This window comes from Pseudarthrobacter sp. MEB009, assembly GCF_030208875.1.
Taxonomy (GTDB): Bacteria; Actinomycetota; Actinomycetes; order Actinomycetales; family Micrococcaceae; genus Arthrobacter.
In genome coordinates this window covers 37449-52111 of the sequence record NZ_JARVTC010000014.1, presented here as the reverse complement: position 1 = coordinate 52111, position 14663 = coordinate 37449, and the positions used below count along the sequence as shown (strand labels likewise).

Below are 14663 nucleotides of genomic sequence, written 5' to 3'. Positions count from 1 at the left end.
CAGGGGGAGAGGTGGAAGACGGCTCCCTGGCCGGTCAATTCCTCCCTTAAATTTACAGGATTCCCGGCGCCGATGGGCGTATGACGCCGGGCGGCGTTACGCGCCGTCATACGGACCCAAGCGGCGTATGTGGCCGCCCTGCCGGTACGTTGGAGGGGAGGAAGCTCCGGTCGCCCGGGCCGGGGCAACAGGACCAGGGAGGCGCCATGCGCGCAGTGGATATGGCGGCAATCGGGCATGGGACGGTGGCTGCGTGACGGCGCTGCGGGTGAGCCTGCCCGACGAGCGCCTCCTTGCGGCACTTGAGCCGGTTGACGGCGTCGAATTCATCCAGTGGGACCTCTCGGGGACCGCGCCTGAGGGACGCCTGGACCTTCTGGTGCCGCCGTACATGGGCAAGCCTGCCGGGCTCGCTGCGCTCAACGGCGTCGACGTGCGGCTGGTGCAGAGCCAGTCCATCGGGTACGACGGCGTCGCTTCCGTCCTGCCCGACGGTTGCCGTTTCGCCAACGCAGCCAGCGTCCACGAGACGTCGACGGCGGAACTCGCCTTGGGAATGATGATCGCCAGCCAGCGGGGGATTCCCGATTTCGCCCGGAACCAGGCGTCGGGCACGTGGGACAGCTCCATGCGGCCCAGCCTCGCGGACCGCCGCGTGCTGCTGGTGGGCTACGGGGGAGTGGGCAAGGCCATCGAGGACCGGCTACTGCCGTTTGAAGCAGAGGTTACCCGCCTGGCCAGCCGTGAGCGGGACGAAACTGCCGGGAAAATCCACGGCATCGACTCCCTGTACCGGCAACTGCCGCTGCACGAGATTGTGGTGGTCAGCGTTCCGCTCAGCGATGCGACCCGGCACCTGGTGGATGCAAGGTTCCTGGCGGCCATGCCGGACGGTGCCCTGCTGGTGAATGTGGCCCGCGGACCGGTGGCTGACACGGCGGCGCTGCTGGCCGAAACGCAGTCCGGCCGGCTCCGGGCGGCGCTCGACGTCACGGATCCCGAACCGCTGCCTGCGGACCACCCGCTGTGGACCACCCCCGGCGTGCTGATCACACCACACGTGGGTGGCGCCAGCACGGCCATGTTTCCTCGGATGGTCCGGCTGATCCGGCAGCAGATCGACCTGCTGAAGGACGGAAAAGAGCCGGTGAATATCGTCCTCGGCTGACGGCCGGGAAGCGTCCTGCACGCACCTACCCAAGAGCGGGACCGGCTCCTATGCTTGCCTTATGTCTACCTATGAAGTCCGCCGCAGTGCGGTCATTCCTGCCAGCGCCAATGAGATATTTCCGCTGGTCAACAGCTTCCGAGAGTGGACCGCCTGGTCGCCCTGGGAGAGCGTGGACCCCGGCATGGACCGGCGGTATTTCGGACCCGACACCGGTGTGGGTGCCGGTTATGAGTGGAGCGGCAACCGCAAGGCCGGCAGCGGCACCATGGAGATCGTGGAGTCCGTGCCGGACAGTACCGTCAAGGTCCGGCTGCAGTTCACCAAGCCGTTCAAGGCCCTGAACCCCACCACCTTCACGTTCACCTCCGTTCCCGGCGGCACCGAAGTCAAGTGGCGGATGACCGGCGAGAACAAGGGAGCTGCCAAAATCTTCGCGTTCTTCGTGAACATGGACAAGATGGTGGGCTCGGACTTCGAGCGCGGCCTTGCATCGCTGGCCGGCACCGTGGCGGCCAGGAAAAAGGGCTGACTTGTGGGGACCGTGGCCGAGGCGTTGGCAGCGATGCCGGAGCCGGGCCGCGGTTGCCTTGAGCGGGTAATCCGGATCGCCTATGACCTGGCACCGGAGGCAAGCGAAGGGGTCAGCTACGGCATGCCGGCACTGAAACTGGACGGTAAGCCCCTCATCGCCGTGGTGGCAGCAGCCAGGCATCTGTCTATTTACCCGTTCTCGGGTTCCGTAGTGGCTGCCGTTGCCGGAACGCTGGAAGGGTTTTCGCTGTCCAGGGGGACCATCCGTTTCTCACCCGAACATCCCGTTCCGGACAGCGTGGTGGCTGAGATTGTCCGGCTCCGGATGGCGGAAATCAGGGGCTGAGCCGCGGCGCTATGCCAGCAGCATGGCCACGGTGTTGCGCAGCGACGATGCGACCAGGACGTCGTCCTGCTCCGCCACCTTGTCGCAGAAGATCTCGGGGCAGTACCAGCCGTCGAAGCCGGTCGCCTTGGTGGCGTCCACCCATTCCTGCAGCGGAATGTTCCCGGCTCCGGTCCATACGTTGCGTGAAGAGGACTGGTCCGGGACGTCGCCGGCTGCAACCGGCAGGCCATCACAAACGTGGACAGCGGCAATGATCTCTGCCGGAAGGGCAGCGACTTGCTCCACGGTGTCGCCGGTGACCCAGAAATGCCAGAAATCCACGCACAGCTTTGCGTTGGGCCGGTCAATGGTTTCGAGAATCTGCAGGGCCTGGGCCAGCCGGTTGACAGGAGCCCAGGCCAGCGGCTCAAGGTAGAGGCCAACGCCGTGGTCGGCCGCAATGTCGGCAGCCAGGGCCACCCGCCGGGCGGTATCGGCGAGGGCGTCCTTTTCATCCATGCCCAGTGTGCCGCGGAAGCGGGCATCTCCGGGGGCCAGGATCCCGGCCTTGAAATCGTGCACCACGCGGACGTCCACGGGGCCTGTGCACATCTGGACGAAGGGCGCACCCACCACTTGCGCCACCTGGGCCAGCCGGGTGGCGTCCCGGATGAAGTCCTGGTCCGGCGCCTCCTGGATTGCCCCCACACCGGAAACCGGGAATCCAGCCAGGGCGGGCAATAGGTCCTGGGCGGTATAGCCGGCATCGAGGAAACGGAACAGCTTCGGGGTCTGCAACTCCACCGCGTCATAGCCCGCCGCTTTGGCCACCGCAATATCCCGCAAAGTGGTGCCATGGAACGCGGCAGTTGAGTTCATCGAAATCTTCATTGGTTCCTTCAGTTGCGGTTGCCGGGGCAAGAATTGGAGCGCTCTAATACTTGTGGAACTTTGTCATGACAAAGTCTTGCTGTCAATGGCGATTCGCGGCACGCCATGAGGGGCAAGAAGCTGGCCGGATTCCTGAAACCTGGGTTTTCCGGCGATTCAGCGCCTGTCATTGCGCACCACAAGGCCCCGGAGTACTGTGTGCCCACGGCATGGCGGGCGGCACAGCGTAAGAAGGCGATCCGGATGTGGTTCGGCGGCGTTTCCCAGGAACGGTCCCATCAAAAACAGGGCAAGGACCAGCGGATAAAACCACCACGGCCCCGTTTGGTCCTTGTGCCTTCGCTGGTTCTGGTTGTTGTCGTTGCCGTGGCCGGCTGCAGCGCTGCGGAACCCGCCGGCGCCGGGCCGGAAAACGTTGGCCAACCCGTGGCGGAAGGGACGGCAGGCGCCAATGAGGCGGCTTTCCTGGATGCGCAGACGCAGGCGACGGCCACCAAAGCAAAGACAGTGGGACCTGCTCCGAACTCCGCCGGCCAGGCGGCGCTGGCACCGGGCAGCCCCGATCCAGGGTGCCAGTTGCTGTGGCCCCGTCGGCAGTTTCCCGTGCCGGAATCCGACGCGGAACGCCCCTACCTGGACCAGATCGTTGCCTGCGCGGGTGGGGCAACGCTGCGGATTACCAACAACTCCAAAATGGTGTGGGCCTTCTACAGTCCTGACAAAAGCACCGTCACACCGGTGGCGCCAACGGACACGATGGTGTTGTTCCACCAGGTGGCGTTCGAAAAGAAGCTGCATCTGTCGGCATTTATGGTCCCCGGCGAGACAGTTTCGGTCCCCATCGGGGCGGCGGACAGCCTGTCCTGGTTGCTGGATCCGTTTTTGTCACTGGCCTGGACCGGCGGTGCCTGGCTTGAACAGGGAACCGCAAAGGCCGCGAAAGCCGGGACCAAGTACCTGTTCGCCCGTGGCTCCCCGGGCCGGAAGGCGGTGTGGGATTGCACGGAGGCCGTTTACAAGGCGGCTGCTGCGGGGGCCTCCGATGTTGCAACCTGGGATACCGGAAAGACGCTTAAAACCGGGCTTGGCCTCTCCTTCGGTGCCGGCAAGTGCGCCACCTCCTGGCAGGCGGCCCGGCAGTCCGCGGCGGACCTTCCGCCGCTGGCGGCGATCCAGAATGCGCGTGGGCAGGCGCAAATCCTGGAGGCCGACGCCGGGCTGGTCAAGCAGGGTGCCAAGGCCTTCAAGCTGACGCTCTGCGCCGTACGGCGGGTCTTCTGCAAACCCTAGGGCTGGCGCGGGGGCCGGGAGGCCAGCGGTTCGACGCCGGTGCCCCGGTTGCTTTCATAGACCAGTACCAGGGCGGTTCCCACGCCCACGGCGGCCATGGTGGGGCCTGCCACGAAATACAGCGGCAGCAGCGTAGCTGTCCAGACACCAGCCGCATAAAGCCACACCCACGGCCAAGGGTTCCCGGCGTCGGTCAGCGGGCCCCGGCGGGGCAGGTCACCAGGTTTCCGGTTCGGCCTCAGCTGAGAAAGGGTTCTTTTCCTGCGCCGCTCTACCAGCCCGTGCAGCCAGTTCCACAGGGGGCCGTTGAGTACCGCGATGTAGAAGGCAGCGATGAGCGCTGCTGCCACAGCGTTGGACGGCCAGGTGCCGGGCGCCTGCCAGCTGAAGCCACCGTAGGAGCAGAACCAGGCTAGCCACCACTGCACCTCCGCACCGTCCGCCGGGCTGCACTGCAGTGCCGCCTGCAGCGGCTTCAACGTGCTCAGCCACGACATGAGGGGCGGGGCAAGCCCCACCCCGGCAATAAATGCCAAGGCCCGGGTAGCCGCCAGGCTTTTGACCATGACCCGGTGGGGACGGAGCCTCCGGTCCGTAGGGTCGCCGATCGGGATGCCTACGGGGGCGGGCGCCGGCGCTCCGCCGCCCAGCACTGGCGGCAGGATGAGCCGTGCCAGTGGGTCGATGACCTCGACCCGGTTCCGCGAATAGACGATGTGATCGTAAATCAGGGCTGCCCGGTTGTAGATGGCGTGTTCCTCGGGACCGGGCCCTGGGGCGGGGTTTTTGGGATTGTTCCGGTCAAACAGGTTCTCGAACACAGGCCGCGTGCCGTTGTGATCCGTGCTGATGGGACCTGCGGGGACAAAATCGAACTTTCCCCACATGTTGATCCAGCGGAACCTGGTGTTGTGCATCCAGTCCGCAACGGGATCTGTTCCGTTGCCGCCCCATTTGGCGTACCCCAGTAGGCCCACTCCACTGCCTACGGTGACGAAGTTGGTCACTTGGGCGCTGCAGCCACTCAGCCCTTTCTGGAAGAGGACCTGGGCACTCACTGCTGCACCCTGGCTGTGCGCCACCAACGTGATCGGGATGCCCAGGGCATTCCAGGGGGAAAGGGTCCGGATAATGCGCTGGCGCATTGCCGCAGCTTGCAGCGGCCGGCGGAGCCACACCTGGGGATCACCAAGAAACTCGGCGAACAGGCTGACGAAAGCTCCCACGAAGCGGCCCAGGCCGGGCACGTTTGCCAGGAAGATCACCACTCCCAGCAGGGCCAAACCCGGAATCAGGACCACAAAACCCAGAACGGCGGTGCTGGCAGACAGGATGACCTGTTTGATGCGCTTGAGCAACCAGAAGGGATTGCTGCGGGACGGACGCCCCGCATAAAGGTTCCACCACAGGAGCTCCATGGACCGGCCGTAAACCTTCGGCATCATGGTCCAGGCCCACGAATACGTGTCCGTGGCGGTGGCGGGAACGAAGTCCGCGCCCCAGGAGGCCTCGGTGATCAGGATGGTGGCGTATTCGGGGTGGTGCTCCGCCCCGGGGCCTGGGTTGTGGCGGCGCAGGACGCGGGCGCGGATGGAGGGAGTATCGATCACGGCGGAGGCGTCGGTGATGATCAGCGGCGCACACGTCAGGCAGCCCACATCGTCCAGTGCGTAGTCGCGGAAGCTCTGCGCCAGCGGCTGTGCCCATTCCTGCAGCGTCCCGCCCTTCAGCGCCTTGCCCATGCCGTGGACAAACACCACCACCTGGTCCGGGGGTAGCTCCCCGGTGCTGGAAACAGGTGCCTGCCCGGGAAGGCACCACCAGGACCGGAGTGCCGGAATCACGCGATTGAGGGACCACATAGGTAAATAGTGCGCGGAAAATGATCCGGCGGAACCGGGAAAAAGCGCCGCATTTAGGGGATTCCCCGCACATCAGGGTGCGGGTTGCCGCAGGGCGCCGCGCCCGGCGCGGCCAGATGGCAAGTGCCGCATAAATTCCCTATATCGCCGTAGCCCGTTCAGTTCCATAATGGCCTCATAAGCTACGGGGATTCCCGCGCCACGATGCCGGCCAATGACGGCCGTACCGGGCGCCCGGGTCCCAAGTGGCCGCCCCGGCAATCGGCGGAACGGGCGGCGACGCGGCCCGGCAGGGGGCCGCAACAGGGGGCGCGCAGAACCGCCGGAGCGAAACAGCACAAAGGAAATCATCATGCTGAAGGATTCAAATATCATGGCGGTCCTCGCGGCCAAGGACATCAACAGGGCCAAGGATTTCTACCGGGACAAGCTGGGAATGGAGCCGTCCGGGTCAATGGAGGAGGACAGCCTGATGTACACGGCCGGCGGTGGCACCGGCTTCCTGATCTACCAGACTGAAAACGCCGGTTCGGCGAAGAACACCCAGATGGGGTGGGAGACGGACAACCTGGAACGCGACATGGAGGAACTCCGCGGACGTGGTGTCACCTTCGAGGAGTACGACTTCCCCGGGCTGAAGACGGAGAACGGCGTGGTTGCCAATGAATGGGGCAAATCCGCCTGGTTCCTGGACAGCGAAGGGAACATCCTCAACCTTTCCCAGCGCCTCTGAAGCGCCGGGACAGAAAGCAGCAGCAGTACGACGGCGGGACCCGGCGCGCTGGGCCAGCCACCCTGGGAAGGTGGCGGGGAAGCGGTGGCCGGGTGCCGCCGTCGTGCGCTAACTAAACCGCGGGTGCCCGCTTGATAGCGGAGCGGAGCGTGGTGCGCAGCGTGAGGTGGTTGCGCCGGCTGACCACAATTACTGCAACGAGCGCGGTCAGCAGCACGATGATGCCGCCGGCGGCCACCGACCAGCGGGCGCCGAACTCGGATCCGATCCAACCCATCAGCGGGGCGCCCAGGGCGGTGCCGCCCTGCAGGATGGCCAGGTAGAGCGCCAGGACCCGGCCGCGGAACTGCGGTTCCACGGAAAGCTGGATGCTGGTGTTGCAGCTGTTCAGGAACGTGATGGACGCCAGGCCCACCGGGATCAGGATGACGGCGTACAGCCAGAATGTCGGCGATACGCTGCCCAGGATGGTGAAGAAGCCCAGGCCCAGGGCGCCGCCCAGGAGCAGGCGGAGCCGGGGCCCGGACCGGCGTGCCGCCAGCAGCGCACCGGCCAGCGTACCCACGGCCATGATGGAGCCCAGCAGGCCGAACTCGCCGGGTCCCATCCGGAATTCCGTGGTGGCCATCAGCGCGTTGGTGATGGGAAAGTTCATGCCGAAGGCGCCCAGGATCCCCACCAGCACCATGATCAGCACCAGGTCCGGGCGGCGCCGGACGTAGGCGATGCCCTCGGCCACTTGGTGTTTGCTGCGGCTGACGGTCGCAGGCTGCGCCAGTTCCGAGGTGCGGATCCGGAACAGCGAGAAGATGACCGCGGCGAAGCTTGCGGCGTTGATCAGGAACACCGGGCCGGTGCCCACCCAGGCGATCAGCACACCGGCGATGGCGGGGCCGGTGAGCCTTGCGGTGTTGAAGGAAGCGGAGTTCAGGGCCACGGCGTTGGCGATGTTGTCCTGGCCCACCAGCTCCGAGACAAAAGCCTGGCGTGCGGGTGCATCGATGGCGCTGGCGATGCCCAGGCACAGGGCGGCCACATACGCGTGCCAGAGCTGGGCGGTGCCGGTGACCACCAACAGGCCGATGGCCAGGCCGGTCAGGCCCATGGCCAGCTGGGTCCAGAGCAGGATGACGCGTTTGCGGTACCTGTCGGCCAGCACCCCGCCGTAAGGTCCCAGGAGCAGCATGGGCAGGAACTGCAGGCCGGTGGTGATGCCCACTGCGGCGCCGGAATGGTTGGTCAGGACTGTCAGGACCAGCCAGTCCTGGGCCACGCGCTGCATCCAGGTGCCGATGTTTGACACCAGCGCCCCGCCCGCCCAGATCCGGTAGTTGGGGTTTTCCAGGGCCCGGAACATGGCGCTCATTTGCCGCTCATTTCCTGCATCAGCTGGGCGGCCCGGCTAAGGACGCCCCGGTCCTCGTCACTCAGGCCTGCGACCCGCTGTGCCAGCCACGCAGTCCGCTGCTCCCTCGCCTCGGCGAGGACGGCCCGGCCGGCGCCGGTGATGGTGATGTTCACCTGCCGGCCGTCGTCCGGGTGGACCTGTCGGGAGACAAACTCCTGGTCGGCGAGGGCGTTGACGATCCGGGTCATGGACGGCGCCTGGACATGTTCGAGGTCCGCCAGGCCGCGCAGGGTGAAGGGGCCGTTGCTGTTCAGGTGGGCCAGCACGGTGTACTGGCCGGGGGTGATGGCATCGCCGGTGGCCTCGATGCGGAGCCGGCGGGATGTCCGCATCACGGCGGTCCGGAGCTCGATGGCCAGGCTGTCCTGCGGGCTGTCCGCAGGAGGGGTGTCTTGAGTGGGGGAAATCGTGGTGTCAGTGCCGGCCATATCCGCGGGTGCGCCTCCTGGCGATAATCGTTAGCAATGCTAATTAGCTTCGCTAACAAGTATCCTCCCGCAGGGTCTTCGCGGCAAGGTGCGCGCGGGTGTTCCTCGTCTCAAGCGAACGGTTCCGATAGTTTCCACCCATTCCGCGAAACCGGAAGTGCCCGGCGGTTGATGGCGGGATGGTCTGCGTAGGTCCTGACGCACCGCCGAAGGGTCCCGGCCGGCGGTCCCGCGGCAACCTGGCGTCATCTCGAAAGCGGTTGCTTTCGCCACAGACTGTTGTTATTGCGTAAACTTTACGATAGTTTCTTGTTGTGATGCAGGTCGCACGGTGGGGATGCCGGCGGCCACATGCCAACCAAAGGACAATGATGACCAGCGAGCCACGCAGCAGCACCCCGGAACAAAGACTCAAGGCCCTGCATCAGCGGCTCGGCGGCATCGCCTACGGCGGGGACTACAACCCCGAGCAGTGGCCCCGCGAGCTCTGGGATGAGGACGTCCGCCTGATGAAGGAGGCCGGCGTCAACCTGGTCACCCTCGCAGTGTTCTCGTGGAGCAGGCTTGAAACGGCGGACGGTGTCTACGACTTCGACTGGCTGGATGAAGTGATGGATCTCCTGCACGCCAACGGCATCGGCGTGGACCTGGCCACCCCGGACGCCGTGCCGCCCGCCTGGCTGATTACCCAGCACCCTGACATCCTCCCGGTCCTGGCGGACGGGTCCACCTTCGGGTTCGGCTCCCGGCAGCACTTCGACGTTTCGCATCCTGTGTACCGGGCCAAATCACTGGCCATGGCGGAAACCATGGGGGAGAGGTACGCCACGCACCCCGCGCTGTGCATGTGGCACGTCAACAACGAATACGGTCCCGTGTCCTACGGCCCGCACGCGGACCGGGCATTCCGGATCTGGCTGCAGGAGAAGTACGGCAGCGTGGACCGGCTCAACCAGGCCTGGAGCACGGATGTGTGGGGCCAGGTCTACTCGGACTGGGCCCAGGTCAACGCGCCGGCCCAGCCCCGCACCTGGTCCAACCCGTCACGCAGGCTGGACTACCACCGGTTCACGTCGGACAGCATGCTGGCCCACTACAAGGCGGAGCGGGACATCCTGCGCACGCACACCCCGGACCTGCCCATCGTCACCAACTTCATGCGCTTCTATAAAAACAACGACTACTGGGCCTGGGCAGCCGAGGAGGACTCCGTGGCCCTGGATATCTACCCGGACCCGCGGGAGGAAGACGCCCACGTGGCGGCGGCCCTGAACTTCGACCTGATGCGCTCGCTGCGCAAAGGCCAGCCGTGGCTGGTCATGGAACAGGCCACCGCCGCTGTCAGCCAGTGGTCCGTGAACGTGTCCAAGCTGCCGGGCAAAATGCGGCTCGGCTCCTACCAGGCCATCGCCCAGGGCGCCGACTCCATCCTGTTTTTCCAGTGGCGGCAGGCCAAGGGCGGCACCGAGCGGTACCACTCCGGCATGGTCAACCACGCCGGTCCCAACACCCGGGTGTTCCGCGAAGTCTGCGGACTGGGCCAGGAGTTGAAGAGCCTTGGCGGCATCGCCGGAACGCGGTCCGCTGCGAAGGTGGCAGTGGTCTTCGACTGGGACTGTTGGTGGGCCCTGGAGCTGGGGAATTCGCCGCGTTCCGACCTTAACTATGCGCAGGAAGTACTCCGCCTGTACCGGCCGTTCTTCGACGCCAACATCACTGTCGACTTTGTTGATACCAAAAGTGACCTCACCCCGTACAGCCTGGTGGTCCTGCCGGCCACGTATTTACTGACGGATGGTGCCGCGCAGCGGATCGAGGACTACGTGGCCGGCGGCGGACGCCTGGTGGCCAGCTACCTGTCCGGCATGGTGGACCAGGACAACACCATCCGCTTGGGCGGCTACCCGGGAGCCCTCCGCACGGTCCTGGGCGCCTGGAGCGAGGAACTGCATCCGCTGGCTGGCGAGGGGGAGGAAGTAAAACTGCGCACGGCCGACGGCGGCACAGCCTCCGCCGGTTACTGGACCGAGCACCTGCACGCCGAGTCCGCTGACGTCCTGGCCAGTTACGGCTCCGGCCGGCTGGAAGGTTTTCCCGCGGTCACCCGCAACTCGTTCGGCAAAGGTACTGCCCTGTATCTGTCAGCCAGGGTAGACGACTCCTACCTGGCGGACCTGCTCGCAACCGAACGCCAGGGTGCCGGAATCCGCCCGGAACTTCAGGCACCTCCGGGAGTCCAGGTCCGGCGTCGTACTGGTGCTGCACGCAGCTACCTCCTGGTCCTCAACCACAACGATGCCCCGGCTCTGGTTGACCTGCAGGCCGGCGGCACCGACCTCATTACCGGGAACCCTGTCAGCGGCAGGGTGGAACTGGCCGCGAACGGCGTCCTGGTCATCGACGAACCCACCCCACAGACGGCCCGCTAGGAGGCACCATGGCCATGCGATTGGAAATTCCCCCCGAAGCGGTCACCGCAGACCCGCCCGGCAAAGGCGGCAAAAACAGGAACGGCGGCCGCCGCAACAAGCCCGGCAGCTGGAAAGTCGCCATCACCCGTGACTGGCGGCTCTACACCCTGGTTCTGCTGCCGCTGATCTACTTTGCGGTGTTCCGCTACCTGCCCATGGCCGGGAACGTGATCGCATTCCGCCAGTTCCAGCCCGGCGGCAGCATCTTCGGCGAAAAATGGGTGGGCCTGAAGTACGTCACCTTGTTCATCAACGATCCCAGCTTCTGGCAGGCCTTCCAGAACACCATCATCCTCGGCGTCCTGACCCTGCTCTTTTGCTTCCCCATGCCCATCATCTTCGCGCTGATGCTCAATGAACTGCGCTCGCAGAAGTTCAAGAAGCTGGTCCAGACCGTGGCGTACCTGCCGCACTTTATGTCCGTGGTGATCATCGCGGGCATGATCCTGCAGAACTTCTCCATGACCGGCACGGTGAACCAGGTGGCCAATTCCCTCTTTGGCACCACCGTGAACTTCACCCAGGACGCGGGCTGGTTCCGGCCCATGTACATCAGCTCCGAGGTGTGGCAAACCATGGGCTGGGGCGCCATCCTCTACCTTGCGGCGCTGACCCGGGTGGACGAATCCCTGTACGAGGCGGCCCGGATCGACGGCGCCAACCGGTGGCAGCAAACCTGGCACGTCACGCTCCCGGCCATCCGCCCCACCATCATCACCCTGCTGATCCTGAACATCGGCACGTTCATGGCTGTGGGCTTCGAGAAGATCCTGTTGATCTACAACCCGCTCAACTACGAAACCTCCGATGTCATCTCCACCTACCTGTACCGGGTGGGCCTGGAATCGAGCAACTTCAGCTACGCCGCAGCGATCGGAATGTTTGAATCCGTCATCGGCCTGACGCTGATCCTCTCCGCGAACGCGATCTCCAAGCGGCTCGCAGGAACGAGCCTGTGGTGAAAGGGACAACCATGAAGGACACCCTCCTGAAGCGGAACCGGGCCGGTAGGGACACGGGAGTCCTGGTCAAGGACATGAAGGTTTCCCGCAGCATGTGGGTCTTCCGGGGCGTGAACCTGGTCTTCCTGCTGGCCGTGCTGTTCCTGACCGTGTACCCGTTCCTGAACATCGTGGCCCAGAGCTTTTCCAGCGAAGGCTTTATCAACGCCGGGCAGGTCAACCTGTTCCCCATGGGCTTCAACGTGGAGACGTACCGGCTGATCCTGGCCGACTCCACGTTCTGGAACAACTACGGCAACACGGTGCTGTACACGGTCGTGGCCACCACCATCTCCATGGTGCTCACCACCAGCTTCGCGTACGCCATCGCCAAGAAGGACCTCAAAGGCCGCAGCGTTTTTATCGGCATCGCAGTGTTCACCATGTTCTTCAATGGCGGGCTGATCCCCAACTACGTGCTGATCAGCTCGCTGGGCATGCGGGACACCCTGTGGGCCGTGGTGCTGCCCAACGCCATCAGCGTCTTCAACCTCCTGATCATGAAGTCGTTTTTCGAGAACATGCCGCGTGAACTGGAGGAAGCCGCCGCGATTGACGGCCTCACCCAGTACGGCGTGCTGTTCAGGGTGGTACTGCCACTGAGCAAGGCGATTGTGGCCACCATGGTCCTGTTTTACGCAGTGGCCAACTGGAACTCCTGGTTCCAGGCCTTCCTCTACCTGGACAACCCGGACCTGTTCCCGGTGACCATCTACCTGCGCAACATGATCGCCGGGGTCACCACCGCAGGATCCGCGGGCGGGACGGCGGAAAACGTGGGCCAGATTGCGGCCAACATCCAATCCGTCACCATCGTCCTGACCGTTATCCCCATCCTTTGTGTCTACCCGTTTGTGCAGAAGTACTTCTTCTCGGGCGTCATGCTCGGTTCCGTCAAGGAATAACCCCTTACGAAAGGAAAGCCCATGATCCGCAGACGAGATTTCCTCGGCCTGTCCGCACTGGCAGCTTTTGGCCTGGTGGCCGCCGGCTGTGACTCCGATTCCGGCAGCAAGGTTGACACCACCAAGGCCCGCAACGGCGCGATGGACAGCTTTGGGGTGGGGGATACGTTCAAGGCGACGGTGCCGCTGAGCTTCACCTTCCTTTTCAGCGACCAGCCCACCTACCCGTATAAGAAGGACTGGCTGCTGTTCACCAAAATGGCGTCGGACAACAACGTCACGCTGGAGACCACCATCGTCCCCAGCAGCGACTACGAGCAAAAGCGCAGCCTCCTGATCAGCTCCGGCAGCGCCCCGGAAATCATCGCCAAAACCTACCCCGGCCAGGAGAGCGCCTACGTCTCGTCCGGCGCCGTCCTGCCGGTGAGCGACTACGTCGACCTGATGCCGCACTTCCAGGACAAGGTGAAGAAGTGGAAGCTGGAGGCGGAGATCGCCGGCCTGACACAGGAGGACGGGAAATACTACGTCTTGCCCGGCCTGCATGAGGAACTGTGGCCGGACTACACGCTGGCATTCCGCACGGACATCCTGGAAAAGGAAAGCATTGCCGAACCCGAAACCTGGGACGAGTTCCGTGAGGTGCTGCGGAAGCTGAAAAAGGCGTACCCGGACGTGGTGCCGTTCTCGGACCGGTTCAACGGCAACAGCGTCCTGAACATCGCCGGCAGCGCGTTCGGCACGGTGGCCGGCTGGGGCCTGGTGGACGGGCTGAGCTTCGACGAGTCCGCCAAGGAGTTCAGCTTCGGCGCCGGCAACTCCCAGTTCAAGGAGCTGGTGACGTACTTCAACTCCCTGGTGTCCGAGGGCCTGATGGACCCGGAAAGCTTCACCCAGACCGACGATTCCGCCATCCAGAAGTTCACCTCGGGCAAGTCGTTTGTTATCAGCGCCAACTCCCAAAACATCATCACCTACCGCACGTCCATGGAGCAGTCCCTGGGCAAGGGCAACTTCTCCGTCCGCAAGATCACCGTACCCGGCGGGCCGGCGGGCGACATCATCGGCGGCTCCCGGCTGGAAAACGGCATCATGCTGAACTCGTCCGTCAAGGACAAAGACAGCTTTGTGGCCCTGATGCAGTACCTGGACTGGCTTTTCTACAGCGACGCCGGCCAGGAGTTCGCCAAGTGGGGCGTGGAAGGAACCACATTCACCAAGGAGGGCGGCAAGCGCAAGCCCGCGGCAGACATCAACTTCCAGGGCCTGAACCCGGCCGGCACCAAGGACCTCCGCGTTGACTATGGTTTCTCCGGCGGCAACTTTGCCTACGGCGGCACCACCGACCTGCTGCAGTCCACCTTTAACGAGGAGGAGCTGGCCTTCCAAAAGGCGATGCAGGCCAAAAAGCCCAAGGCCGTGGCGCCGCCGGTCCCGTTCAGCGACGTGGACCGTGAACAAGCCACCCTGGTGCTCACCCCGCTCAAGGACCACGTCAAGCAAAACACGCTGAAGTTCATCACGGGCCAGCGCAGCCTGGGCGAGTTCGATGCCTACCTCAAGGAGCTGGACGCCAAGGGCATGTCCAAATACGTAGAGTTGGCCAACAAGGCGTACAAGGCGTACGAGGACAAGAAGTAGGAA

Annotated in this window: 13 protein-coding genes; 9 read left to right on the top strand and 4 right to left on the bottom strand. The window is 64.6% G+C overall.

The window, feature by feature from the left end; translation table 11 throughout:
• The first annotated feature begins 253 nt into the window (after positions 1-253).
• The 3 genes from QRN07_RS14570 to QRN07_RS14560 all read left to right on the top strand — a co-directional run bounded on the left by QRN07_RS14570 (position 254) and on the right by QRN07_RS14560 (position 2048).
• Positions 254-1168 carry a 2-hydroxyacid dehydrogenase gene (locus QRN07_RS14570; RefSeq protein ID WP_285241402.1) on the top strand — a complete coding sequence of 305 codons (915 nt, stop codon included), beginning with the start codon at positions 254-256 and terminating at the stop codon, positions 1166-1168.
• Between the two features lie 61 nt (positions 1169-1229).
• Positions 1230-1700 (top strand): SRPBCC family protein, encoded by a 471-nt coding sequence (locus QRN07_RS14565; protein ID WP_285241401.1) that lies wholly within the window; start codon positions 1230-1232, stop codon positions 1698-1700.
• Between the two features lie 3 nt (positions 1701-1703).
• Complete coding sequence (locus QRN07_RS14560; RefSeq protein ID WP_050683898.1) at positions 1704-2048, top strand: iron chaperone; 345 nt, start codon at positions 1704-1706, stop codon at positions 2046-2048.
• A 9-nt stretch (positions 2049-2057) separates the two neighbouring features.
• On the opposite strand, the gene QRN07_RS14555 is transcribed toward QRN07_RS14560, so the two are convergent.
• Complete coding sequence (locus QRN07_RS14555) at positions 2058-2921, bottom strand: sugar phosphate isomerase/epimerase family protein (RefSeq protein ID WP_056596214.1); 864 nt, start codon at positions 2919-2921, stop codon at positions 2058-2060.
• A gap of 333 nt (positions 2922-3254) precedes the next feature.
• Here QRN07_RS14555 and QRN07_RS14550 point away from each other — a divergent pair, with 333 nt between their 5' ends.
• On the top strand, positions 3255-4211 hold the full coding sequence (locus tag QRN07_RS14550; RefSeq protein WP_285241400.1) for a hypothetical protein: 957 nt from the start codon (positions 3255-3257) through the stop codon (positions 4209-4211).
• On the opposite strand, the gene QRN07_RS14545 is transcribed toward QRN07_RS14550, so the two are convergent.
• On the bottom strand, positions 4208-6073 hold the full coding sequence (locus tag QRN07_RS14545; protein WP_285241399.1) for a hypothetical protein: 1866 nt from the start codon (positions 6071-6073) through the stop codon (positions 4208-4210). The two genes, QRN07_RS14550 and QRN07_RS14545, sit on opposite strands and share 4 nt — an antisense overlap.
• A gap of 352 nt (positions 6074-6425) precedes the next feature.
• On the opposite strand from QRN07_RS14545, the gene QRN07_RS14540 reads away from it, so the two are divergent.
• Entirely contained in the window at positions 6426-6806 is a 381-nt protein-coding gene (locus tag QRN07_RS14540) for a VOC family protein (RefSeq protein ID WP_050683894.1), read from the top strand.
• A gap of 112 nt (positions 6807-6918) precedes the next feature.
• Here QRN07_RS14540 and QRN07_RS14535 read toward each other — a convergent pair whose 3' ends face one another.
• On the bottom strand, positions 6919-8172 hold the full coding sequence (locus QRN07_RS14535) for an MFS transporter (RefSeq protein ID WP_285241398.1): 1254 nt from the start codon (positions 8170-8172) through the stop codon (positions 6919-6921).
• Complete coding sequence (locus QRN07_RS14530; protein ID WP_056596227.1) at positions 8169-8642, bottom strand: MarR family winged helix-turn-helix transcriptional regulator; 474 nt, start codon at positions 8640-8642, stop codon at positions 8169-8171. Before QRN07_RS14530 ends, QRN07_RS14535 begins: the two co-directional genes overlap by 4 nt.
• A gap of 371 nt (positions 8643-9013) precedes the next feature.
• Between QRN07_RS14530 and QRN07_RS14525 the strand changes: the two genes are divergently transcribed.
• From QRN07_RS14525 to QRN07_RS14510, 4 genes are all read left to right on the top strand, one after another.
• Positions 9014-11071, top strand: a complete 2058-nt coding sequence (locus QRN07_RS14525) for a beta-galactosidase (RefSeq protein WP_285241397.1) — start codon at positions 9014-9016, stop codon at positions 11069-11071.
• A gap of 8 nt (positions 11072-11079) precedes the next feature.
• On the top strand, positions 11080-12075 hold the full coding sequence (locus QRN07_RS14520) for an ABC transporter permease (RefSeq protein WP_050683890.1): 996 nt from the start codon (positions 11080-11082) through the stop codon (positions 12073-12075).
• A gap of 74 nt (positions 12076-12149) precedes the next feature.
• Positions 12150-13019 carry a carbohydrate ABC transporter permease gene (locus tag QRN07_RS14515; RefSeq protein WP_157370876.1) on the top strand — a complete coding sequence of 290 codons (870 nt, stop codon included), beginning with the start codon at positions 12150-12152 and terminating at the stop codon, positions 13017-13019.
• A 21-nt stretch (positions 13020-13040) separates the two neighbouring features.
• The gene (locus QRN07_RS14510; RefSeq protein ID WP_285241396.1) at positions 13041-14660 is read left to right on the top strand and encodes an ABC transporter substrate-binding protein; all 1620 of its coding nucleotides are present in this window, start codon (positions 13041-13043) and stop codon (positions 14658-14660) included.
• The last annotated feature ends 3 nt before the right edge of the window (positions 14661-14663 follow it).

Bases quoted from the DNA above. Each gene is read 5' to 3' on its own strand.
- QRN07_RS14515 (WP_157370876.1), top strand. From the start codon at position 12,150: ATGAAGGTTTCCCGCAGCATGTGGGTCTTCCGGGGCGTGAACCTGGTC.
- QRN07_RS14545 (WP_285241399.1), bottom strand. From the start codon at position 6,073: ATGTGGTCCCTCAATCGCGTGATTCCGGCACTCCGGTCCTGGTGGTGC.
- QRN07_RS14525 (WP_285241397.1), top strand. From the start codon at position 9,014: ATGACCAGCGAGCCACGCAGCAGCACCCCGGAACAAAGACTCAAGGCC.
- QRN07_RS14540 (WP_050683894.1), top strand. From the start codon at position 6,426: ATGCTGAAGGATTCAAATATCATGGCGGTCCTCGCGGCCAAGGACATC.
- QRN07_RS14520 (WP_050683890.1), top strand. From the start codon at position 11,080: ATGGCCATGCGATTGGAAATTCCCCCCGAAGCGGTCACCGCAGACCCG.
- QRN07_RS14565 (WP_285241401.1), top strand. From the start codon at position 1,230: ATGTCTACCTATGAAGTCCGCCGCAGTGCGGTCATTCCTGCCAGCGCC.
- QRN07_RS14555 (WP_056596214.1), bottom strand. From the start codon at position 2,921: ATGAAGATTTCGATGAACTCAACTGCCGCGTTCCATGGCACCACTTTG.
- QRN07_RS14530 (WP_056596227.1), bottom strand. From the start codon at position 8,642: ATGGCCGGCACTGACACCACGATTTCCCCCACTCAAGACACCCCTCCT.
- QRN07_RS14535 (WP_285241398.1), bottom strand. From the start codon at position 8,172: ATGAGCGCCATGTTCCGGGCCCTGGAAAACCCCAACTACCGGATCTGG.
- QRN07_RS14510 (WP_285241396.1), top strand. From the start codon at position 13,041: ATGATCCGCAGACGAGATTTCCTCGGCCTGTCCGCACTGGCAGCTTTT.